The organism is Enterobacter sp. BIDMC 27, assembly GCF_000534415.1.
GTDB lineage: Bacteria > Pseudomonadota > Gammaproteobacteria > Enterobacterales > Enterobacteriaceae > Enterobacter > Enterobacter hormaechei_C.
The window spans coordinates 871,593-893,866 of record NZ_KI973178.1 but is presented as its reverse complement, the minus strand read 5'-3'; the positions used below and the strand labels follow the sequence as shown (position 1 = coordinate 893,866).

The window sequence follows — 22,274 nt, the reverse complement described above, 5'->3', positions numbered from 1 at the left end:
TCTGTAATTTCCATCACCGCTACGGCTCACATTATAGCCAGAACGGAGTATATCCGTTTCCGTTTTCCATGGAAACCGATTTTCCGTTTCCACTCAATTTGATGCCAAAACAGCCAAATTATGTGACCCACATCCGGTTAATTAGCCTCATAAGTAAGGGATCTTGATGGTTGTCACACTTCTGTATTTTATAAATGGAAACCGGTTTCCGTATCATGTCCAATCATCCTCGCAATAACTTTTTACATTTTGAGGATGGTTGTCGATGTTCAAGATTATGCTGTGCTGCTCTGCCGGGATGTCCACCAGCCTGCTGGTCAGCAAAATGATCGATGTTGCAAAAGAACGGGGCTTGCCCGTGAAGATAGATGCGTATGGCGTATCCGAATTTGATACGCAGTTTCCGCACTATCAGGTGGTGCTTCTCGGACCGCAAGTGAAATACATGTTAAAGACGCTCTCAGACAAGGCAGCGACGCAAGGCATTCCGGTGCAGCCCATCGACATGATGGATTACGGCATGCAGCGTGGCGATAAAGTACTGGACTATGCTCTGTCGCTCATCGAAGCGGCACACTAAAAGGTGTTCACATGAGTTCGTTATATCAATCCATGGTCGCGGTGATTGAGCAGTCAATTACGCCGCTGGCCGCGAAGCTCGGTCAGCAAAAGTATGTGATTGCCATCCGCGACGGCTTTACCGCTGCGCTGCCGTTTATGATCATCGGCTCGTTTATGCTGGTGTTTATCTTCCCGCCGTTTTCGGCGGATACCACCAACAGCTTCGCCCGCGGCTGGCTGGATTTCTCCGAGACCTACCGCGAACAGCTGATGCTGCCCTTTAACCTCAGCATGGGCGTGATGACCTTCTTCATCTCGGTGGGGATTGGGGCGAGCCTGGGGCGTCAGTTTAACCTCGATCCGGTGATGTCCGGCCTGCTGGCCTTTATGGCCTTCCTGCTGGTCGCCGCGCCCTATGCCGATGGCAAAATTTCGACCCAGTATCTCTCCGGTCAGGGGATCTTCACTGCGCTTATCACCGCGATCTACTCCACTCGCGTCTATGCGTGGCTGAAACAGAACAACGTCACCATCCGCCTGCCGAAGGAAGTGCCGACCGGCGTGGCGCGTTCGTTTGAGATCCTGATCCCGGTGATGGTGGTGATCGGAACGCTGCACCCGCTGAACCTGTTCATTGAAGCGCAGACCGGGATGATCATCCCGCAGGCGATTATGCACCTGCTGGAGCCGCTGGTGTCGGCGTCTGACTCGCTGCCCGCCATTCTGCTCTCCGTGCTGCTGTGCCAGATCTTCTGGTTCGCTGGTATCCACGGGTCGCTGATTGTCACCGGCATCATGAACCCGTTCTGGATGGCGAACCTCTCTGCAAACCAGGCGGCGCTGGCGGCGGGCGCGGCGCTGCCGCACGTTTATCTGCAAGGTTTCTGGGATCACTACCTGCTGATTGGCGGCGTAGGCTCCACCCTGCCGCTGGCGTTTCTGCTGCTGCGTAGCCGCGTTACGCACCTGCGCACCATCGGCAAAATGGGCGTGGTGCCAAGCTTCTTTAACATCAACGAACCGATTCTGTTCGGCGCGCCGATCATCATGAACCCGATGCTGTTTATCCCGTTCGTGTTTGTTCCGCTGGTCAACGCCTGCCTGGCGTACGGCGCAACCAAACTCGGCTGGCTGGCTCAGGTTGTTTCGTTAACCCCGTGGACCACCCCCGCGCCGATTGGCGCCTCGTGGGCGGCGAACTGGGCGCTGAGCCCGGTGGTGATGTGCCTGGTCTGCATGGTGATGTCCGCCCTGATGTACCTGCCGTTCCTGCGCGCCTATGAGCGTACGCTCATCAAAAATGAAGAGCAAAAAGCCCAGGCAACCGTCGGCACCGCTGAAACAGTCAGTAATTAAGTCAAAGAGGAAGGGTCATGAAATACGCATTTCCCGATAACTTCTGGTGGGGCAGCGCAAGCTCCGCTCTCCAGACGGAAGGGACACGAGAGGGTGAAACCACGTGGGATTACTGGTTTGCCCGCGAGCCGAACCGTTTTCACAACGGCGTGGGGCCGCAGCACACCTCCACGTTTTATCAGCACTGGAAAACGGACATTCAGCTGTTAAAGCAGCTGAACCACAACAGCTTTCGCACCTCGATTAGCTGGGCGCGCCTGATCCCCGACGGTATCGGTGAAGTGAGCCCGGACGCGGTCGATTTTTACAATCAGGTCATTGATGAGCTAAACGAGCAGGGCATCACGCCGTTTATCACCCTGTTCCATTTCGACATGCCGATGGCGATGCAGGAGATTGGCGGCTGGGAAAACCGTGACGTGGTGGACGCGTACGCCCGCTATGCGCAGATTTGCTTCGAGCTGTTCGGCGATCGCGTGCTGCACTGGTTTACCTTCAATGAGCCGATTGTTCCGGTGGAAGGCGGTTATCTGTACGACTTCCACTACCCGAACGTGGTGGATTTTCGTCGGGCAGCCACCGTGGCGTATCACACCGTGCTGGCCCATGCGAAGGCCGTTCAGGCTTACCGCGCCGGACACTACGCGGGTGAGATCGGCATCGTGCTCAACCTGACGCCGTCGTACCCGCGCTCCCGGAACCCGGCGGACGTGAAGGCGGCGCACATAGCGGACCTGATGTTTAACCGCAGCTTCCTCGACCCGGTGCTGCGCGGGGAGTATCCGGCGGACCTGGTGGCATTGCTGAAATCTTACGATCAGCTGCCCGCCTGCAAGCCGGAAGACGGTTTCCTGATTGCGGAAGGGAAAATCGACCTGCTCGGCGTTAACTACTATCAGCCGCGTCGCGTGAAGTGTCGCGACAGCGCGGTGAACCCGCAGGCGCCGTTTATGCCGGAGTGGTTCTTTGATAATTACGAGATGCCGGGCCGCAAGATGAACCCGTACCGCGGCTGGGAAATCTACGCGCCGGGTATTTACGATATTCTGGTTAACCTGCGCGATAATTACGGCAACCCTCGCTGCTTTATTTCGGAAAACGGCATGGGCGTCGAAAACGAGCAGCGCTTTATTGAAAATGGCCAGATTAACGATCAATACCGCATTGATTTTATTTCTGAGCATTTATCGTGGCTGCACAAAGGTATTAGCGAAGGCTGCAATTGTCTTGGCTACCATATGTGGACATTTATTGATAACTGGTCGTGGTGTAATGCGTATAAAAACCGCTACGGTTTTATTCAACTCGATGTAGAGACGCAGCAGCGCACCATTAAAAAAAGCGGAGAGTGGTTTGCCGCCACCGCCTTAAATAATAGTTTTGATAAAGAGTAATGATGATGATCGCACTAGAAGAAGCCGTAATGGAAATTATCGTCAACGCCGGCCAGTCCCGCAGCTTGTGCTTTGAAGCCCTGCACGCGGCGCGTCAGGGCAACCTTGACGAGGCCAAAAGCCTGCTGCGCGAAGCCGACGGCTACGCGCGCCAGGCGCACAAGATGCAGACCAAACTGATCGAGCAGGATGCGGGCGAAGCCCGCCAGCCGATGACCTTAATTATGGTGCACGCCCAGGATCATTTAATGAATTCCTTATTAGCGCGCGAGTTATCCGAAGAAATTATTCATTTATATCAGAGATAGTCTATGGCGAAATAATTACTGTAATACCTCTGTACCCTAAATAGAGATCCACTTGTTCTGATGATAGCGACATACTCTGTCAGATCGGAGCGGGATGGTTATTGTCTGAATAAAATTAAACTATATTGAGATAACCATGAATACGATTAAAAAACTTCCAGTAACCATGGCGGTTATCGCCGCGCTTTGCCCAATTTCCGTCCTCGCTCAGGAATTCACTCAGGAGCAAATCGACGCCATTGTGGCGAAAGCGGTGGATAAAGCCCTGGCCGAGCGTCAGGCCAAAATGGACGCGGCGGTCGCGAAAAAAGCGGACGTGGTGACCGAGCCGCAGAGCGCGGCGCAATCTCCGGATATGGCGATCCCGTTCGGGGTTAAATTTACCGGCTACGCCCGCTACGGCGCGCACTTCCAGGCCGCCGATCAGAAATACGTGGCGGTGGACGGCTCCTACAACGGCGCGTCCGCCATTGGTCGTCTGGGCAACGAAGGCAACGGCGGCGAGTTCCAGCTCTCTAAAGCCTTCAAGGGCGAAAACGGCGCCATCTGGGACATCAACGTGATGATCGACCACTGGGGCGACGAAGTTAACCTCAAGAAAGCCTACGCCGGCGTGACCAACATTATGGCCTCCAACCCGAACGCCTACTTCTGGGCGGGTCGCGACTTCCACCAGCGCCCGCAGCAGGGCATCAACGATTACTTCTGGATGAACCACGACGGTCAGGGCGCCGGGGTGAAGAACTTCGACATCGGCGGCGTGCAGTTTGACGTGGCCACCGTGGCGGCAGTGGAATCCTGTAGCCCGGAAGTGATGGAAGACGAAGCGAACCCGTCGCGCATCACCTGTACCGGCGGGTCCGGCACGGGCGACAAAGGCAACTACGCCGCGACGTCTAAAATCCACGGTATGAAGCTCGGTCCGCTGGATCTGGAGCTGTACGCCAACTACGGCTTTGACTCCAAAGCCGTTGAGAGCGACGAACGTCTGAACGCCTGGCAGGGCGGCGTGGTGCTGAGCCACACCAACGACAGCGGCGTGAACAAGGTGATTGCCCGCTACTCCGATAACGCGGACAACAGCGTGTTCAACAAAACCGAGGATCTGACCACAGTCTACGCCAGCTTCGAAGGGCTGTACAAATTCACCCAGGCGACGCAGGTGGAGTACCTCCTCGCCTTCCATGACTACGACAACAGCCGCGATAAGACCGACAACCGCAAGAACTACAACGCCATCGTGCGCCCGATGCACTGGTGGAACGACGTTCACTCCACCTGGCTGGAAGCGGGCTGGCAGCACGTGGATTACGACAACGGCGGCGACAACAAGGGCTGGAAGCTGACCCTGTCGCAGAACATGTCTATCGCCATGGGGCCGGAGTTCCGTCCGATGCTGCGCTTCTACGTGACCGGCGGCAAGGTGGATAACGAACGTACCGCGCGCGTGAACAACACCAAAGATGAAACGCTGGACGACTTCAACGTCGGCGCGATGTGGGAGGCGTGGTTCTAAGGTCAACAACATGCCGGGTGGCGCTACGCTTACCCGGCCTACGGTTTTCGGAGAGGGCCGGGGTGAGGGCATCAGGCAGTTTTGTAGGCCGGGTAAGCGTAGCGCCACCCGGCAAGATCCCATGTTATGCTACAAAAAAACCAACATAACAGGGGAGAACATGGGTTCCACACGCAAAGGGATGCTCAACGTCCTGATCGCCGCCGTTTTATGGGGCAGTTCCGGGGTTTGCGCGCAGTACATTATGGAGAAAAGCCACATCTCTTCGCCTTACCTGACCATGGTTCGTCTGCTGTTTACCGGCGTGATCCTGCTGACGCTCTCCTTCGTTCACGGCGACAAGATTTTCTCGGTCATCAAAAACCGCAAAGACGCCCTCAGCCTGCTGTTTTTCTCGCTGGCTGGCGCGCTTACCGTGCAGCTCACCTTCCTGCTGACAATTGAAAAATCCAACGCCGCGACGGCCACCGTGCTCCAGTTTCTGTCGCCGACCATTATCGTGGCATGGTTCGCGCTGGCGCGGAAAACGCGTCCCGGCATATTTGTCTTATCCGCGATTTTCACGTCGCTTGTGGGTACCTTCCTGCTGGTAACCCACGGCGACCCGACGTCGCTCTCCATCTCGCCGGCCGCGCTGTTCTTCGGTATCGCCTCGGCGTTTGCCGCGGCGTTTTATACGACGTACCCGTCGACGCTTATCGCCCGCTACGGCACGCTGCCGATTGTCGGCTGGAGTATGTTGATTGCGGGACTAATGCTGACGCCGTTCTACGCCGGACGCGGCACCACCTTCGTGATCGACGGCGGCCTGCTGCTGGCGTTTTTCTACCTGGTGGTGATAGGTACCGCGCTGACGTTCAGCCTGTATCTGAAAGGCGCACAGATGATCGGCGGGCCGAAGGCGAGCATTCTGAGCTGCGCCGAGCCGCTGAGCAGCGCGCTGCTGTCGGTGGTGTTGCTGGGGGTGGCATTCACCCTGCCGGACTGGCTGGGGACGCTGCTGATTGTGTCGTCGGTGGTGTTGATTTCGATGGATTCGAGAAGACGGGTTCAGACATCGGCGTAGCCTGATGCCCTCACCCCAACCCTCTCCCACGGGAGAGGGAGAAAAGCACTACTTCGCCTTAACCTTCCCCGCCACCAGCAGCGCGGTCAGCAGCATCAGCGTGCCGGAAATTACCAGCGGCGAGGTCAGCCCCAGGTGGTCGAGCGCTACGCCGCCCACCGCCGCGCCGCAGGTATTCGCCAGCTGGATCACCGCCACCTGAATCGACCCGGCTTTTTCCGCCTGATCGGCAAGCGAGCGGGTGATCCACGTCGACCAGCCCACCGGCACCAGCGCAAAGGCAAAGCCCCAGATAATCGCGATCGCCGAAGCCACCCACTTATCGCTGCCCCACAACACCAGCACCGCGGCGCTGATCGCCAGCACCAGCGGGGCACCCGCCAGCGCCACCTTCAGGGAGCGCTTCAGGAACTGGGACGACAGCGAGGTGCCGACAAAACTGGCGATCCCGAAGCTCAGGAGCACCAGCGTCAGGCCGTCCACGTCAAAGCCCGCCATGGTCATATACACCGGGCGGATATAGGTGAAGAAAGCAAACTGCCCGGCAAAGGCCATGAAGATGGCGGTCATCCCCGCCAGCACGCCCGGGCGCTTCAGCAGCGCGAACATGTTCTGTTTGTGGTGCGCCGCTTCCCCCGGAAGGGACGGCAGCGCCTTCCACACCCAGATAATGCACAGCACGCCCATCACCGCCGCCGCGTTAAAGACGTTGCGCCAGCCGATAATTCCACCGAGGAAACTGCCCAGCGGCGCGGCGATCACCAGCGCGATCGAGACCGCACCGAAGATAACGGACAAGGCTTTTGGCACCGTACGCGCGGGCACCAGGCGCATGGTCAGCGAGGCGGACATCGCCCAGAAGCCGCCTAATCCCAGCCCCAGGCAGGCACGGCCGAGCAGCAACAGGGTGAAGCTTTCAGCGAAAGAGACCAGCAGGCAGGAGAGCGTCAGCAGCACGCTGAACAGAATAACCACTTTGCGACGGTCAATGGTGCCGATCGCCTGCGTGATAAACAGGCTGGCGAACATCGCCACAAACGCGGTGACGGTCACGGACTGCCCCGCCACGCCCTCGGAAATGCCCAGATCCTGCGCCATCGGCGTCAGCAGGCTGACCGGCAGGAACTCGACGGTGATCAGGCAGGCGACGCAAAATGCCACGGAGAAAACCGCCGACCAGTTGGGGCGTGAAACCTCTTTGGCCTGCGGTGTAGTCGTGGGCTGGGTATGTTCTGTCATGGCATCACCTGAAGATAAAAACGTGCGGAAAAGTCGCGCAGTTTATCATCAAAAGTGTGACGAATTTAACGTTTCGACAACTTTTGTCGTTTTTTAATGCCGGGCGGCGCTTTGCTTACCGGGCAAAATTACCCGCGAGCCTTAAGAGCGGCATTCGCCAACCCGACAATCCACTCCTGATGCCCGTTAATCATTGGGTTCGGCACCGTGCGCGCTAATTCCTGCGCCGGCACGCCTTTCTGCGACTCCTGAGTCAGAATGCGCACGCGGTTTCCCGGCAGGTCTTCAAACAGCCAGGCGTGGATCACGTCCAGACGCGAATTTGCATCCCCTTCTACCCAGCCGTGCCACGCGATACGCGCGGCTTCGCCCTCCACGGGCGGAACATACTCCGTCACCTGCGCCTCAACCGGAAAGCCAAAGGTGGTGAAGCGGAAGCGGGCGTTGGCGCTCAGCGCCGGGCCGCTGCCGTCGTGAAAACGGATATCTTCGGCGTTGCTGTAGTAGTTCGGCCACAGGGTGGTGTCGTTGAGCTGCGCCCAAATCTCTTTTGCGCTCAGCCCGGCGACGATGATTTCGTTGGAGGCAAAGTTATCGGTGGTGCCGGGCAGGTAGTCGTTCGGCCAGATAATGGCGGATTGTTTCATGGTTCACCTCATCGGTTAGTTGATAAGGTGATGGTGCGCCTGCGGGTGATATAAATCTAATGACGATGCTTTATACTCTTCATCACGTTTTGTGATATCAGTGCAGGTAAAACACGCCCTCTTCCGGCAGGAAAAGCTGGTTGTAGCGCAGCTGGAAGGCGTTGAACTCCTGCGGGTCTGGCTCTATCTCGCGCATAAAGCCGAGCGCGAGGCGGATTTGCGCGTCGGTGATCGGCGCGGCCAGACGGGCTTTACGCAGCATGCGGTGCCAGGTATGCAGATTCTCTTCGCTGGCGTCGACGATGCAGACCTGCCAGATCAGCAGCACCTGGGCGGCATTTTGCAGATGCGCCTCGTCGGGGCGTTCAAGATAGCGGATAAACTCATTGCCCGGCGTTTTACCGAACTGGTCAATCATCGACTCGACCGGCATCGGGGTGATCCCCAGCCGCTCGCTTAAACGTTTGATGGCGCGGCGGGAGTCTGAGGTCAGGACACGAAATCCAACCACAAACACCACGGCAAGCGTTGCCAGCATTATCCAGACCATGCGTTCTCCTTAGACTAGCCGCCCATCATAGCGGGAAACGCAGTGCGTCAACAGCGGGCAGCGCCATAATAGTAAACGGAAAAGAGGTGGAAAAACGTCATGAAAGCGGATCTGCGCACGCTGGATCTTAACCTGCTGAAAACGCTGGATGCCCTGCTGGACGAACGCAGCGTCACCCGCGCGGCGGCGCGTCTTGCCCTGACCCAGCCAGCGGTAAGCGGCATGCTTAACCGCCTGCGGGATTACTTTGAAGACCCGCTGTTTATCCGCGCGCCGCACGGCATCGTGCCTACCACCCGGGCGGAAGCGATGGCGGCTCCCGTCAAACGCATTCTGGCAGATATCGACGAGCTGCTTCAGCCGATCGCCTTTGATCCGCTCACCGCAACGTTCACCTTCACGCTTGCCGCGACCGACTACGCCCTGCGCGCGGTCGTCGTGCCGTTTATCGCTGCGCTTAAGGTGCAGGCGCCGGGTATTCGCGTGCGCGTGGTGCCTGTGGAATCTGACCGTCTGGTCAGCCAACTCGAACAAGGCTCTGTCGACGTGGCGCTGATCACCCCGCATACCACGCCTGACGAGCTTCACAGCCGGGCGCTTTATGATGAACGGTACGTTTGCATGATGCGTGCTGACCATCCGGATGCCGGACAGCCCATGACGTTAGACCGGTTTTGCGCCCTGGAGCATGTGCTGGTCTCTTACGAGGGCGACGGTTTTCGCGGCGTAACGGATGGCGCGCTGGAGAAGACTGGCCGAACGCGGCATGTTGGCTTATCGGTGAGTAACTTTTTAGTCCTGCCGGACGTGCTGGCCCTCAGCGATATGATTGCCGTTGTGCCATCACGCATAGCGGAAAAGCAGACGGGGATGTTCGTCTGCGAGACGCCGGTTCCCGTGCCCGGCTTTACCAAAAGCATGGCCTGGCACGGCAGAACGCACCGCAACCTCGCGCAGGCGTGGCTGCGCGGGCTGTTGCTGGAGACCAGTCAGCGCGCCTGAAGCCCTTTCAGCAGCGCCTCGTGGAAGCGGGCAGGATCCTGCATCTGCGGCGCGTGGCCCATGTCGTTAAATTCAATCAGCGTCGCGTGCGGAATGCGCTTCGCCGTCTCTTTGCCCAGCACCGCGTAATTGCCGAGCGTCTTGCGGATCTCCGGTGGGGCGAGATCCTTCCCGATGGCGGTGTTGTCCTTCGTGCCGATCATCAATAATACTGGCATCTTCAGCTCGTTAAATTCATAGACGACCGGCTGGGTATAAATCATGTCGTAGAGCAGCGCCGAGTTCCACGCCACCCGCGCTTTGCCCGGCCCGTTGTTTAACCCGGCAAGCATGGTGACCCAGCGCTCGTACTCCGGCTTCCACTCCCCGGCGTAGTAGGTGTTTTTCTCGTACTGACGAATACCGTCGGCGCTGACTTTCAGCTCGCGCTGGTACCACTGGTCGACCGTAATATGCGGCACGCCGCGCGCTTTCCAGTCTTCAAGCCCTATTGGGTTCACCATCACCAGTTGCTCCACCTGCTGCGGCCACATCAGCGCGTAGCGGGTCGCCAGCATGCCGCCGGTCGAATGGCCGATAACCGTGACGCGATCGACGCCCAGCGTTTTCAGCAGCGCGTGGGTGTTATCCGCCAGCTGCTGGAAGGTGTACTGATAATGCTCCGGCTTGGTGGATTTGCAGAAGCCGATCTGGTCGGGTGCGATCACGCGATACCCGCTGGCTGAAAGCGCGCGGATCGTGCCGTCCCAGGTGCCGGCGCAAAAGTTTTTGCCGTGCATCAGCACCACGGTGCGGCCGTTGGGTTTTTCCGGCTTCACGTCCAGGTAAGCCATATCCAGAGGCTGGTTCTGCGAGGTAAAGGTAAAGTGTTTTACCGGCCAGCCGTAGTCAAAACCTTCCAGCTTCTCGCCGTAGGTGGGGGCATCCGCGGCCATTGCGGGGGAGGCCAGCGCCATCAACAGCGCCAGGCAGGACAATCGTCGGGTCAACATGCAAGCTCTCCGTTAGCAAAAAGGGCTAAGGCTGCACGAAAGGCGGCAGCAAAAAAACTGTAGAGCATGGAGAGGGGCGGGTGTGTAAAGCGGGGTAAAGGTAAGTGCCTTGTTGATTCATACTGGTGTGTTTTACAAGTTATTACCGGAGCGGCGGACATTGCCGCCTGCCGCTCATCTTCAGTAAAATCAGAGCATATTCTGTCGCTGAATATAGGGTTCCTTCACAAAATCAGCCAAGAGATAGACGAGATCATGCAAAAGCCCCGCTAACGCTTTTGCTAGTGAGTCAGGCAGATTATTACTTAGCAAAGATTGTGTAAGTGCAACGGCGTAAGAAACGGGTATATCAGTGTCCTGCCAGCATTCAGGCATAATAGAAACGGGTATTTCTTCCGCAGTAAGCTGGTCGATTAAATGCACAGGCAGATCATTTTCGCAGAGTCTCTCCATGTGCATAAGCGCATTCAGTAAGCGTCCGCATAAGGCATTGCGTTCTGCGGCATCGTCCGTTTCGATAAGCACACTCGCAAACGCGGCACAGAAATCAGCAACCTCAAAGAGGTCCGCAGAAGATGGAAGCGGATGGGCGATTAACTGCTGGGTGAATTTTTCGTTATGCTCAGAAAAAATAAGGGTTGGGATAGTAGCCATAAGGCAGCCTCTTTGCGCAATTTTGGTAATTATCACCACCTGGGTTCCTACGCCCGAGGGTGGTGACGCTGACGAAGGTAGGAAGTACCGATGCACAAAGAAACCGGCCAGTCTTTCGACTGCTCCGTCAGCGCCACCATGATTCTATCCAGATGTGCGCTGCCCTGACAAAAAAATCGTCATTTTGTGCATTTTTTCGGGTTCCTACGCCCGGTTGCAGGTTTGCTGCAACGAGGGCAATTTATGCCTTGAGAAAGAGTTGGTAAAGGGGTGTAGCTGATGGCTGACAAAGTAATTTCATTTTTTCGAGGTAGATTCCAAATCATGAAAGCCTATGCTAATTGGTGTGTTTTAATTTACTTAAGTTATTATAAATATCAACTTAATACTTACTAAGTATTTTCATTTATTTAACAACCACATTGTTTGTATCAATTCATAGGAAAGAAAAAGACATAACATGTAAAACTACCTTTTAATTGGTCCATTCAAGCAGAAGATTTAATTTCTGATCTGCTAAATAGCTGCATCTAATATCGCTACACTTTTGCCAGCCCATGTTCACCTCCGGGGAATGGGCTGACGGTTTCCATAAAATGACGAACCTTTTTTCAGTAGTTGACACATTGAACGGCACTGATGATTAAGTGTTATCGTGACGGGAAGCGTCAGCCATAACCGTTCAACATGATTCATCCATGGTGAGTAAACCGGCTGATCAATTACCCTGAACTTCGGATTTTCCTTCAGCTAGCACTGCGCTTCCCGGCTTTGGTGGATAATGTAATTGTCCTCAATGAGCGTTATCGTTTTTCCCGCCGGTACGTCGTCTTCAGATTCTTTAAAAGACTGATAAATAAGGCTGAAATTTTGTTGTTACCACCCACATAGCTGACCTTGCCCGTTCCGCTGTGTAACGCGCCAGACGGATAATATTTATCATTCTGACCGGGCGTCACTACACGTTTTTGCTGTCCGAGCAGTTGCCAGTCCGCACCGATTTTGGGATTGAGATGAATATCCACTTTATCTTCATAAAATACCGGGTGCTCTGCGCCAACACTACCTGCAATACTTTTACCAATATTTCTTTGCTGAACGTTTGTTGAATCACATAATGACTAATTCATTATTTACCTCAGAAAGAAAGAGTTATATTTTATGTTTTTTAATGTCTGTGTCATTTTTCATATCCTCCTAACATTGTATTATAGGATGTTGTTAAACTACGTAGCTATAGAAAGTAGATAATAGTTTAGTATTTTTTCAACATGATTCAGATTTTTATTTAGAAGCACATATGTTTAATAATTTTGCTACTATGCATATTTATCAGTATATTTGTAAAAGATGTTGCGCTTTGATTTTAATGGAGGATATGTTATAAAATAGTATTTTCTTTGCCATCTTTGTCTGTGATGATTTGCTTTTTAATTAGTGAGCCTAAATTATATCTCCATAAATTTATATTTACATAGGTTAATAAAATGAAATTTAAAGTAATACAAAAAGGGTACCACATCCCAACTGGTACAAGCAATACAATTTATTTACGAATTGATAATTGGGATGATTTCTCCTTTCGTACAACATTCCATGTGATAGTTACAGATAATGACGGAAGTTCTTATGATCTTGGCAATGTAAAAATAGGATATAAAGATCAAACTATTGAAAAAGATACGCATCAAACATTACTCCCTGAATTTAATTCCTTTGATAGCGGTTATTTTTCTTTAGGGACTAGTCTGGACTATTATAATAATTTGATGTCTTTGCCTAGCGAAAAACTCAGGGAAAAAATTTTAGAAAAACTTAATGATGTTGTTTTTTCTTCTGAGAAGTTAAGTATTGCAATGAACGAACCTGTCTTCAAAAAATCTTTATTAAGAGATATTAGGTAATGACTCCAACTTATTGATAGTGTTTTATGTTCAGATAATGCCCGATGACTTTGTCATGCAGCTCCACCGATTTTGAGAACGACAGCGACTTCCGTCCCAGCCGTGCCAGGTGCTGCCTCAGATTCAGGTTATGCCGCTCAATTCGCTGCGTATATCGCTTGCTGATTACGTGCAGCTTTCCCTTCAGGCGGGATTCATACAGCGGCCAGCCATCCGTCATCCATATCACCACGTCAAAGGGTGACAGCAGGCTCATAAGACGCCCCAGCGTCGCCATAGTGCGTTCACCGAATACGTGCGCAACAACCGTCTTCCGGAGCCTGTCATACGCGTAAAACAGCCAGCGCTGGCGCGATTTAGCCCCGACGTATCCCCACTGTTCGTCCATTTCCGCGCAGACGATGACGTCACTGCCCGGCTGTATGCGCGAGGTTACCGACTGCGGCCTGAGTTTTTTAAATGGCGGAAAATCGTGTTGAGGCCAACGCCCATAATGCGGGCGGTTGCCCGGCATCCAACGCCATTCATGGCCATATCAATGATTTTCTGGTGCGTACCGGGTTGAGAAGCGGTGTAAGTGAACTGCAGTTGCCATGTTTTACGGCAGTGAGAGCAGAGATAGCGCTGATGTCCGGCAGTGCTTTTGCCGTTACGCACCACCCCGTCAGTAGCTGAACAGGAGGGACAGCTGATAGAAACAGAAGCCACTGGAGCACCTCAAAAACACCATCATACACTAAATCAGTAAGTTGGCAGCATCACCGAGATATTAATATAAATACAATTTATGGCCAATTTACCCGAGTACTTAAAAACCAAGCAATATTAACGCCATATGACTTTTCGTTCATAAGGGAGGCCAGTAAAAAATTTTCTGAGATCGAACTATCTTTCGAAGTAGAACCGCTTTCAACTCCACCGACTAATGTTCATGCAATCATTGGTCGAAATGGTGTAGGAAAGACAACGTTATTGAATGAAATGATTAACTGTATACTAGACAGTTCTAAAGAAAATTCATCCTACTTTATAGATAATGTTAGCCTATTTTCGCAAAAAAAGATAAATAAGACATATTTTAGCAGTATAATTTCTATATCTTTTAGTGCATTTGACCCTTTTAATCCACCTCAGGAGCAACCTGATCCAACGAAAGGAACTTGCTATTTTTATCTAGGATTAAAGAAAACAGCTGGTGATGTCGGGGTATCTCAGCTTAGGACAATTGATGAACTTAGGGAGGAATGTGTAAGTAGTTTAATTGTGTGTTTTTCTGATAAAATAAAAAAAGGACGATGGATGAAAGCAATATCCACATTAGAGTCCGATAATAATTTCTTAGCAATGAATCTGAGTGAATTGTTTGAAATATCAGATGATAAAGAATTAAGAAGTAAATTCATGCGTCTTTTGAGAAAAATGAGTTCAGGCCATGCAATTGTTCTATTAACCATAACTAAGTTAGTTGAAAAAGCTGAAGAGAAAACTCTAGTCTTAATTGATGAACCGGAAAGCCATTTACACCCGCCTCTTTTATCAGCATTTACTAGAGCCTTAAGTGATCTTTTGATTGATAGAAATGGTGTTTCAATAATAGCAACTCATTCTCCTGTTTTACTACAGGAGATTCCTAAGATGTGTACGTGGGTTATTAATAGATATGGTAAGCAAATATCTGTAGCAAGACCTACTATAGAGACATTTGGTGAAAATGTAGGGCTATTAACGCGAGAGGTGTTTCGCCTGGAAGTAGAGAACTCAGGATATCATTCATTACTTAAAAAACATGTCGACAATGGGGAATGTTTTAATGAAATTATGGCTAAATATAAAAATAAAATTGGTCTTGAAGGTCAAGCTCTGCTAAGAACAATGATCAGCTTACATCAAAAAGATGAAGGTGAGGAATAAATGAATAAAATTACTCCTCCAAAAATAAAAAGTAGGAATTTGTATCTGACGTGTCTTCGTGCTCTTCGGAAAGATAGTGAAGAAAATTATTTAAAAATGAGGGCTGTATTTAATGAAATTAATTTAGAGTGGAACGAATATTTGAGTAGAAAGAACGCTCCTGATTTTCATTTATTTACTCCTTGCCGTCATGGTCATGGGGATGATGTTATATGTGGGGAGGTATCCAAAGATAATTTAGTAAGTCTTTATACTAAATATATGCTTAAGTCAGGTACAAAAGCAAAAGATATCTATGACGCTATCAGTGTTGCATCAAATGGTATTTGTCCTTTGTGTGGCGTTACTAGTGTAAGTACGTTAGATCATTACCTACCTAAAGCAAGATATCCCATCTTTTCTGTTATGCCGGAGAATCTTGTTCCGGCGTGCAGTGATTGCAATAAAGGGAAAGGAAGTAGTATCCTTCGAACAAAAGAGGAGCAATGTTTACATCCCTACTATTCAGAACGTGTGTTTTATGAGGATGTTTGGATAAAAGCGAGATTGAAAAAAACAACACCCATAACTTTTGATTTTTTTGTATCAGCCCCAGAACATTGGAGTGATTTGAATAAAGAAAGAGCTAAAAATCATTTCAAAGACTTTAAGATTAATAAAAAATATTCTATATATGCAGCCACATTAGTTACGATGTTAATAGCAACAACTCGCCAGCTATTAAGAGAAAATACTCCTGAAATTGTTCAGGAACATTTTAAAAGTATTGCTGATGGGGAACGTCCTAATACAGTAATTCAGGCTGTCTATAATGCCGTTGCTGCTGACATCGATTTTTGTTCAGGTCATTTTTAATAACATTAAATATGGATGGGTGTTTTGTTAAATTACTGGTATAAAACATTTGCATAAATATAAACTCAAGCGTTCGCCATAAGGCGGCGCTTGTGAATATAAATAGGTGGCTGAGGATAATGTGGTAAATAATCAGAAACTTTAAATTAGGTGGTTGTTTTTAACAGAAGCGTAGCAGCAACGACCAGACGAATGTTTCAACACCAACCAGCAATTCTCCTTGGACATCGAAATTAATGACGTTAAGGGGATACCTGCGCTCCAGTATGATGTTTAGTTTGAGTATTTCTTTGAATAATCCGAGTCGTTTTATTATCAATACTGGAAAGGTCCAAGCATCTAAATAGCTAAACCTAATACCGCTACACTTTTGCCAGCCCATGTTCACCTCCGGGGAATGGGCTGACGGTTTCCATAAAATGACGAACCTTTTTTCAGCAGTTGACACATTGAACGGCACTGATGATTAAGTGTTATCGTGACGGGAAGCGTCAGCCATAACCGTTCAACATGATTCATCCATGGTGAGTAAACCGGCTGATCAATTACCCTGAACTTCGGATTTTCCTTCAGCTAGCACTGCGCTTCCCGGCTTTGGTGGATAATGTAATTGTCCTCAATGAGCGTTATCGTTTTTCCCGCCGGTACGTCGTCTTCAGATTCTTTAAAAGACTGATAAATAAGGCTGAAATTTTGTTGTTACCACCCACATAGCTGACCTTGCCCGTTCCGCTGTGTAACGCGCCAGACGGATAATATTTATCATTCTGACCGGGCGTCACTACACGTTTTTGCTGTCCGAGCAGTTGCCAGTCCGCACCGATTTTGGGATTGAGATGAATATCCACTTTATCTTCATAAAATACCGGGTGCTCTGTGCTGAATTAATCCTGCTCCTTGTGGATTGCCGCCATCTTTTCATCCTTAAGCGGTCCCGGATACGCAGGGTTAATGCAGCGCTACGCTATACCAGCCCCGCAGACGGCTTCCAGTGGCGAGCGGTTCCAGCATGTATAAGTGTTCTGGCAACGTCGATAACGCGACTGCTCCAGTGAAGCATCAACATGTCGGTCAGCCTACGCGCATAATTTTTATCGTGCGTTTTATGGATTGCTTCTGCATCAGGCATCGTTCGTCACGGGGAATTGGTGCTCTGATCGGCATCGCTCAGTCCGGATGGTGATTTGTTTGATTTGGCGATTGATCAGATCGTACTATCCGGGCTGAGTTCCCTCAAAGTGATCAACTATTCGGCACAGTTATTAAGTCTAAAAATAAAAAAAAGCCCGGCATCACACACCGGGCAAAGAAGTTACCTGCACACTCAGGCTACTTTTAATTTCTGCGCACGATTCTCACGGCGGATCTTACGCTCTTCCAGCACCGCAACCATCGCCATCAGGACGATACAGCCAATCGCTGCCGCATCCAGCGCGGCGAAGGTGCCCGCCCAGCCGGTGAGGCCGAAAATTGGCGTGCCGTCGGCGATCATGCCCAGACCGAGCTTGGCGAAGCTGTCGCCGATCAGGTAGGCGAAGGTGCCCTTAATCCCATCGGCTGCGCCGATCGCTTTTTTCGGCACAAAGCCAACCGCCGCCACGCCGATCAGCAGTTGCGGACCGAACACCAGGAAGCCGAGCGCAAACAGCGACGCCAGGTAAACGTACTGGTTGCTGGCGTGCTGGTAAACGCCGAGCGTGGCGATAATCAGCGCCAGCGCGACGCAGGCCACCAGCGCGCGACGGCCGTTGGCAAGGTCCGAGAGCCAGCCCCACAGCAGGGTGCCGACCAGCGCGCCCACCTCGAACAGAGTGAAGCCCTGAATCGCCACCTCTTTCGAGAGCTTCAGCTCCTGGAAGGCATACACGGTGGACCACTGGTCGATACCGATACGCACCACGTACAGGAAGATGTTCGAGAAGCAGAGCAGCCAGATCACTTTGTTTTTCAGCACGTACTCAACAAAGATCTGCCATTTGGACATCTCGTTTTCTTCGGTCTCTTTGTCCTCCTCGCTGATCTCCTCCCCGAACAGATCTTCAGCTTTGCCGAGGCCGTAGGATTCCGGGGAATCGCTGCCGTAGCGCAGGCCGATAAAGCCGACAATCAGGGCGATAATCGACGGGAAGATAAACATGCCAATCACGTGGCCGTCGAACAGGTAGTTCGCACCGAACAGCGCCACGCCGGCCGCGCCCGCTCCGCCGAGGTTGTGGGAGATGTTCCACATGCCGAGGTACGAACCCCGCTTGCGGCGCGGGGTCCATTTGGTGATGGTGGAGTAGCTGCACGACCCGCCGGTACTCTGGAAGAATCCGCTCAGGGCGTAGAAGGCGATCATTAGGAACAGGCTGACGGAGCCCGCGCCCATGCTGGCGCTGAAGCCGAGCATACAGATGGCGGAGAGGATCAGCATAAACGGCAGGAACTGCTTGGTGTTTTTGCCGTCCGCGTAGTAGGACACAACCGTTTTCCCCACGCCGTAGGTGATGGAGAAGCCCAGGCCAATCATCCCCAGCTGCGTCATGCTCAGCCCGTAGGTTGAGATCATGTCGTTCTGCGCGATGTTAAAGTTTTTGCGGATCAGGTACATGGTCAGGTAGCCGATGAAGACCACCAGATAGGACTGCATGAACGGTTTGAACCACATCTTGCGCCGCACGTCGAGCGGCAGATCCAGGGTCGGCTTGCGCACCTGATTTAAGAAGGCCAGCATGACTGAGTTACTCCTGAGCTGATTTTTGCAGCATTGTAAAAACCAGCCAGGAGAGATGCCTGAGACAGCGTCCAGGTGAAACCGGGAAAATTTCTTAGTTTTGCGCGTCTCGGCAGCAAAAGGTGAGGCGCGTCACGCTTCGCGCGGTGCCTGCGCGTGCAAAAACGGCAGCAACAGCAGGGCGGAGATGCCCGCCGCGATGGCGATCACCGCGAAGAACCCGCTCCAGTGCCAGACGTCGATCACCCGCGCCAGCGGCCAGCCGGAGAGCGATGCGCCAAGGTAGGCAAACAGCCCGACAAAGCCCGTCGCCGCGCCTGCCGCCTCTTTGTGGGAACACTCCGCCGCCGCCATGCCGATCAGCATCTGCGGGCCAAAGACGAAAAAACCGATGGTGAAGAAGCACGCCGCCTGCATCACGTAGCTGGCGAACGGCATCAGCCACAGCGAGCCGACGGAGAGTAAGATCCCGGCAGCAAAAATCAGGTTCATCGGACCGCGGTTGCCGTTGAACAGCTTGTCCGAGCCCCAGCCCGCCACCAGCGCGCCGATAAACCCGCCCAGTTCAAACATGGTCACCGCCGAGTTGGCGGTCACCAGGTCCACGCCGAGAGTTTCGGACATGTACAGGTTGCCCCAGTCGTTGATGGCCGCGCGCACCACGTAGACCAGCACGTAGCAGAGCGACAGCAGCCAGATGTAGGGGTTTTTCAGCACGTATTTGGTGAGGATCTCCTGGCGGGACAGCCCCGCGCCTTCCTGCTGCTGGGCGATCTCCATCTCGTCGTGCCGCCAGTCGCCCACCGGTGGAAGGCCGACGGTTTGCGGCCTGTCGCGCAGGCGCCAGCAGAGGTACAGCCCGGCGACAATCGCGAGGCCACCGGCAATCATCATCCCCGCGCGCCAGCCGTAGTGCAGCGCCGCCGCGCCGACCACCATCGGGATCAGCGCCCCGCCGACGTTATGCGCGGTATTCCATATCGCCCACCAGCCGCCGCGCTCGTTGCGTGAGTACCAGGCGGTGAGCAGGCGGGCGCAGACCGGCGCGCCCCAGCCCTGGAAAAAGGCGTTCAGCGCCCACAGCAGGGCAAAGGCCCACAGCGAGGTGGAGAAGCCAAACAGGATGTTCACCACGCCGGTGGCGATCAGCCCAACGCCCATAAAATAGCGCGCGTTGGAACGGTCGCTGACGATGCCGGAGAAGAACTTCGACAGGCCGTAGGTGATGTAAAACAGCGTCGCCAGCAGGCCGATATCGGTGCGCGTCATCACGCCGCTGGCGAGGATTTCCGGCGCGGCGGCGTTGAAGCTTTTGCGGGTGAAATAGAACAGCGCATAGCCGAGCCAGATGGTAATCAGGATATGGCGACGCCAGTAGCGGTAGCGGGCATCGATTTCCGCTTTGTTGCTTAGCGGGGCGGCGCTGGCGGGGGTTTTAAACATGGTGCGTCCTTAACGGCAAACTGACGCTGACGCGCGTCCCGTGGGTGCAGGAGATGCTCAGCGTGCCGCCCAGCGCCTTTACGCGCTCGCGCATGCCCGCCAGGCCAAACCCCTGCTGGCCGGAGCCCGGCGGCAGGCCGCAGCCGTCGTCTTCAATCACCAGCATCAGGCGCTCGTCCTGCTGCCATCCCTGGATCGTTACCGCGCTGGCGCTGGCGTGTTTGACGATGTTGTTCAGCCCTTCCTGGCAGACGCGGAAAAGGGTCACGCGCTGGCCTTCGCTCAGCACAGGTTCGTTAATGCGCCAGTCGAGATGGCTGACAATCCCGCGGCTCTCCAGCTCCATCTCGCGCATCAGAGAGCGTATTGCCTGCTCGAGCGAAAGATCGTCAAGCTGGCGCGGGCGCAGCCGCCCTAACAGGCGACGAACGGAATCATAGACGCCCAGCGAAAGCTGTTCGATATGCGCCCCGCCCTGCTTCACGCCCGCGTTTTCTGCCGCCAGGCGCTGAACAATGCCCGCCTGGGTGCGGATGGCGGTGATGGTCTGGCCGATGTCATCGTGCAGCTCGCGAGCAACCTCCTGGCGCACGCTCTCTTCCGTCTCCAGCAGACGCTCCGCCAGACGGCGGTTGCGCGCCAGCTCGGCTTGCAGAGACTGGTTCAGCTCGCGCAGGCGCTGTATGCCCGCGCCGAGCAGCAGCCCGGTCAGGCTCTGGGCCAGCAGCGAGAGCAGCAGATCTACCGGGTGATCGTGCCAGGTCTGGCTGGCAATCAGCGCGATGGCGTTCATCAGCGTGGCGATCAATGCGCCCTGCCAGCCGTAATGCCAGGCAAGGGCGATGATCGGCAGCGCCAGACAAAACGGCGTAAAGCGTGATAATTCAGCGGGCAGACCAAGCTGCAACCACAGGCTCACCACAAACAGCAGCAGATACCAGATCAGGTGCCGGGCGCGCCAGTTCACCGGCTGGGAGACCAGCGCCGGGCCGAGCGGCTGCCAGACGGTGCTGGTAAGGTAATGCCAGAAAACCAGGCAGGTCGGGGCCAGCGTCAGGCCGCCGGTGAGGGTCAGCAGCAGGGCGTTGAGCCCCTCCTTTTCACCCACCCACGGCAGGGACTGCAACAGCGCGGCGGCAATCAGCGCCGCACCCTGACGCAGCAGCGTGCGCCAGTCGCGCTGGTGACGGTAGCGGGAAATCAGGGCGACCGGGATAAGCGTGAGCAGGCTTCCGGTCATCAATAAAGGCAGATGCGCCAACGCCACTTCCTGCGCCAGCCAGATCAGCATCAGCCACTCTGCGCCCAGCAGCACCGGCCAGTAGCCGCGCGGGCATTGCAGCATTAGCCCCAGCCGCAGGCCAAAGGGGAACAGCAGCACCGCCAGCTCCGGGCGCTCGACAAGATGCAGGCTGATACTCCACAGACAGAACCACGCGGCGGAGAAGATGAAAAAGCTGGCAACAACGGCGATCAGCCGCGAAAACAGGGAGTTCATTGCCAGCTGTCAAACATACGGCGCGCCAGCTCGACATCGTTACTGACGTTGAGTTTTTCCATCAGGTTGGCGCGATGAACGTGAACGGTCTTTGGCGACAGCCCCAGCTCTACGGCAATCTCTTTCACCGACATGCCCTGGGCAAGTTTCTCTGCCACCTGGCGCTCGCGTCTGGTGAGCGGATCCTGCCGTCCCGCCGCCAGCTTGATGGCAATATCCGGCGTCAGGTAGCAGCCGCCGGTGGAGACGGTACGCACGGCGGCAATCAGCTCGTCCGGGCTACAGCGTTTAGAGAGAAACCCGCGCGCCCCCGCGTTGAGCGCCTGCTCGACCAGCGCCGGGCTGTCGTGGACCGAGAGCATAATCGTCGCCATCCCTTTCGGCAGCTGGCTTAACAGCTCCAGCCCGGAGAGGTCCGGCATGGAGATATCGCAGATACAGACCTGCACCCCGCGTCCCGGCAGGCCCGCCAGCGCCTCGCGTCCTGAGCCAAACTCGGCCACGACCTGAAAATCCGGTTCGAGGTTTAAAAGCTGGGCAAAGCCGGAGCGAACGATAAGGTGGTCGTCGATAAGGGCGATGGTGGTCATGGTTTGATCCTGATGCGTGAACGCGCCGGATGGCGGCGCAAACGCCTTATCCGGCCTACGTGTAACGTCCTT

General features: G+C 53.8%; 21 protein-coding genes and 2 pseudogenes. 10 read left to right on the top strand and 13 right to left on the bottom strand.

The genetic code is table 11. From position 1 onward, the window contains the following. Positions 1–265: 265 nt before the first annotated feature. The 6 genes from L463_RS18280 (at position 266) to L463_RS18305 (ending at position 6,201) form a co-directional block, all read left to right on the top strand. Positions 266–580, top strand: a complete 315-nt coding sequence (locus L463_RS18280; protein ID WP_003861034.1) for a PTS sugar transporter subunit IIB — start codon at positions 266–268, stop codon at positions 578–580. Between the two features lie 11 nt (positions 581–591). Next, positions 592–1,917, top strand: a complete 1,326-nt coding sequence (locus tag L463_RS18285) for a PTS cellobiose transporter subunit IIC (RefSeq protein ID WP_017694004.1) — start codon at positions 592–594, stop codon at positions 1,915–1,917. 17 nt (positions 1,918–1,934) lie between these two features. Then, the gene (locus L463_RS18290; protein ID WP_023302831.1) at positions 1,935–3,311 is read left to right on the top strand and encodes a glycoside hydrolase family 1 protein; all 1,377 of its coding nucleotides are present in this window, start codon (positions 1,935–1,937) and stop codon (positions 3,309–3,311) included. Between the two features lie 5 nt (positions 3,312–3,316). After that, on the top strand, positions 3,317–3,619 hold the full coding sequence (locus L463_RS18295; protein WP_014168006.1) for a PTS lactose/cellobiose transporter subunit IIA: 303 nt from the start codon (positions 3,317–3,319) through the stop codon (positions 3,617–3,619). A 136-nt stretch (positions 3,620–3,755) separates the two neighbouring features. Further along, positions 3,756–5,135: a carbohydrate porin gene (locus tag L463_RS18300; RefSeq protein WP_032103768.1), complete on the top strand. Its 1,380-nt coding sequence runs from the start codon at positions 3,756–3,758 to the stop codon at positions 5,133–5,135. Positions 5,136–5,295: 160 nt separating this feature from the next. Further along, the gene (locus L463_RS18305) at positions 5,296–6,201 is read left to right on the top strand and encodes an EamA family transporter (RefSeq protein WP_032103766.1); all 906 of its coding nucleotides are present in this window, start codon (positions 5,296–5,298) and stop codon (positions 6,199–6,201) included. 48 nt (positions 6,202–6,249) lie between these two features. Here the strand turns inward: L463_RS18305 and nepI are convergent, their stop codons facing one another. The 3 genes from nepI to L463_RS18320 form a co-directional block, all read right to left on the bottom strand. Further along, on the bottom strand, positions 6,250–7,440 hold the full coding sequence (gene nepI, locus L463_RS18310) for a purine ribonucleoside efflux pump NepI (RefSeq protein WP_015570108.1): 1,191 nt from the start codon (positions 7,438–7,440) through the stop codon (positions 6,250–6,252). 128 nt (positions 7,441–7,568) lie between these two features. After that, complete coding sequence (locus L463_RS18315; protein ID WP_017694007.1) at positions 7,569–8,087, bottom strand: SRPBCC domain-containing protein; 519 nt, start codon at positions 8,085–8,087, stop codon at positions 7,569–7,571. Positions 8,088–8,184: 97 nt separating this feature from the next. Further along, the gene (locus L463_RS18320) at positions 8,185–8,637 is read right to left on the bottom strand and encodes a DUF1198 domain-containing protein (protein WP_017383675.1); all 453 of its coding nucleotides are present in this window, start codon (positions 8,635–8,637) and stop codon (positions 8,185–8,187) included. A 99-nt stretch (positions 8,638–8,736) separates the two neighbouring features. Between L463_RS18320 and L463_RS18325 the strand changes: the two genes are divergently transcribed. After that, on the top strand, positions 8,737–9,639 hold the full coding sequence (locus tag L463_RS18325; protein ID WP_015570111.1) for a LysR family transcriptional regulator: 903 nt from the start codon (positions 8,737–8,739) through the stop codon (positions 9,637–9,639). On the opposite strand, the gene L463_RS18330 is transcribed toward L463_RS18325, so the two are convergent. The 3 genes and pseudogenes from L463_RS18330 to L463_RS24000 form a co-directional block, all read right to left on the bottom strand. Then, a complete protein-coding gene (locus L463_RS18330; RefSeq protein ID WP_032103764.1) occupies positions 9,627–10,631 on the bottom strand; it encodes an alpha/beta fold hydrolase in 1,005 nt (334 codons plus the stop codon). The genes L463_RS18325 and L463_RS18330 overlap by 13 nt on opposite strands. A gap of 189 nt (positions 10,632–10,820) precedes the next feature. Then, positions 10,821–11,285 (bottom strand): hypothetical protein, encoded by a 465-nt coding sequence (locus L463_RS18335; RefSeq protein ID WP_032673080.1) that lies wholly within the window; start codon positions 11,283–11,285, stop codon positions 10,821–10,823. Between the two features lie 539 nt (positions 11,286–11,824). Continuing rightward, positions 11,825–12,340: pseudogene (locus tag L463_RS24000) on the bottom strand (IS630 family transposase); the annotation flags it as partial. 432 nt (positions 12,341–12,772) lie between these two features. Here L463_RS24000 and L463_RS24215 point away from each other — a divergent pair. Beyond that, entirely contained in the window at positions 12,773–13,189 is a 417-nt protein-coding gene (locus tag L463_RS24215; RefSeq protein ID WP_123906395.1) for a hypothetical protein, read from the top strand. A 10-nt stretch (positions 13,190–13,199) separates the two neighbouring features. Here L463_RS24215 and L463_RS18340 read toward each other — a convergent pair. Next, a protein-coding gene (locus L463_RS18340; protein WP_095033700.1) for an IS1-like element IS1B family transposase occupies positions 13,200–13,897 on the bottom strand; the annotation gives its coding sequence in 2 pieces (ribosomal slippage) (positions 13,200–13,648 and positions 13,648–13,897; 699 coding nt in all). 273 nt (positions 13,898–14,170) lie between these two features. Between L463_RS18340 and L463_RS18345 the strand changes: the two genes are divergently transcribed. Next, positions 14,171–15,100 carry an AAA family ATPase gene (locus L463_RS18345; RefSeq protein ID WP_080291411.1) on the top strand — a complete coding sequence of 310 codons (930 nt, stop codon included), beginning with the start codon at positions 14,171–14,173 and terminating at the stop codon, positions 15,098–15,100. Next, complete coding sequence (locus tag L463_RS24210; protein WP_032105046.1) at positions 15,101–15,955, top strand: HNH endonuclease; 855 nt, start codon at positions 15,101–15,103, stop codon at positions 15,953–15,955. A gap of 160 nt (positions 15,956–16,115) precedes the next feature. Here L463_RS24210 and L463_RS24710 read toward each other — a convergent pair whose 3' ends face one another. The 6 genes and pseudogenes from L463_RS24710 to uhpA all read right to left on the bottom strand — a co-directional run bounded on the left by L463_RS24710 (position 16,116) and on the right by uhpA (position 22,202). Continuing rightward, the gene (locus tag L463_RS24710; RefSeq protein WP_050499246.1) at positions 16,116–16,337 is read right to left on the bottom strand and encodes a DUF5983 family protein; all 222 of its coding nucleotides are present in this window, start codon (positions 16,335–16,337) and stop codon (positions 16,116–16,118) included. After that, positions 16,318–17,119, bottom strand: a pseudogene (locus L463_RS23995) (IS630 family transposase). Before L463_RS23995 ends, L463_RS24710 begins: the two are co-directional and overlap by 20 nt. Before the next feature lie 160 nt (positions 17,120–17,279). Next, positions 17,280–18,671: a hexose-6-phosphate:phosphate antiporter gene (gene uhpT / locus L463_RS18360; protein ID WP_032673077.1), complete on the bottom strand. Its 1,392-nt coding sequence runs from the start codon at positions 18,669–18,671 to the stop codon at positions 17,280–17,282. Between the two features lie 132 nt (positions 18,672–18,803). After that, complete coding sequence (locus L463_RS18365; RefSeq protein ID WP_032103331.1) at positions 18,804–20,114, bottom strand: MFS transporter; 1,311 nt, start codon at positions 20,112–20,114, stop codon at positions 18,804–18,806. Continuing rightward, positions 20,107–21,612: a signal transduction histidine-protein kinase/phosphatase UhpB gene (uhpB, locus tag L463_RS18370; protein WP_032103330.1), complete on the bottom strand. Its 1,506-nt coding sequence runs from the start codon at positions 21,610–21,612 to the stop codon at positions 20,107–20,109. Before uhpB ends, L463_RS18365 begins: the two co-directional genes overlap by 8 nt. Next, positions 21,609–22,202 carry a transcriptional regulator UhpA gene (gene uhpA, locus L463_RS18375; protein ID WP_003861054.1) on the bottom strand — a complete coding sequence of 198 codons (594 nt, stop codon included), beginning with the start codon at positions 22,200–22,202 and terminating at the stop codon, positions 21,609–21,611. Before uhpA ends, uhpB begins: the two co-directional genes overlap by 4 nt. Between the last annotated feature and the right edge of the window lie 72 nt (positions 22,203–22,274).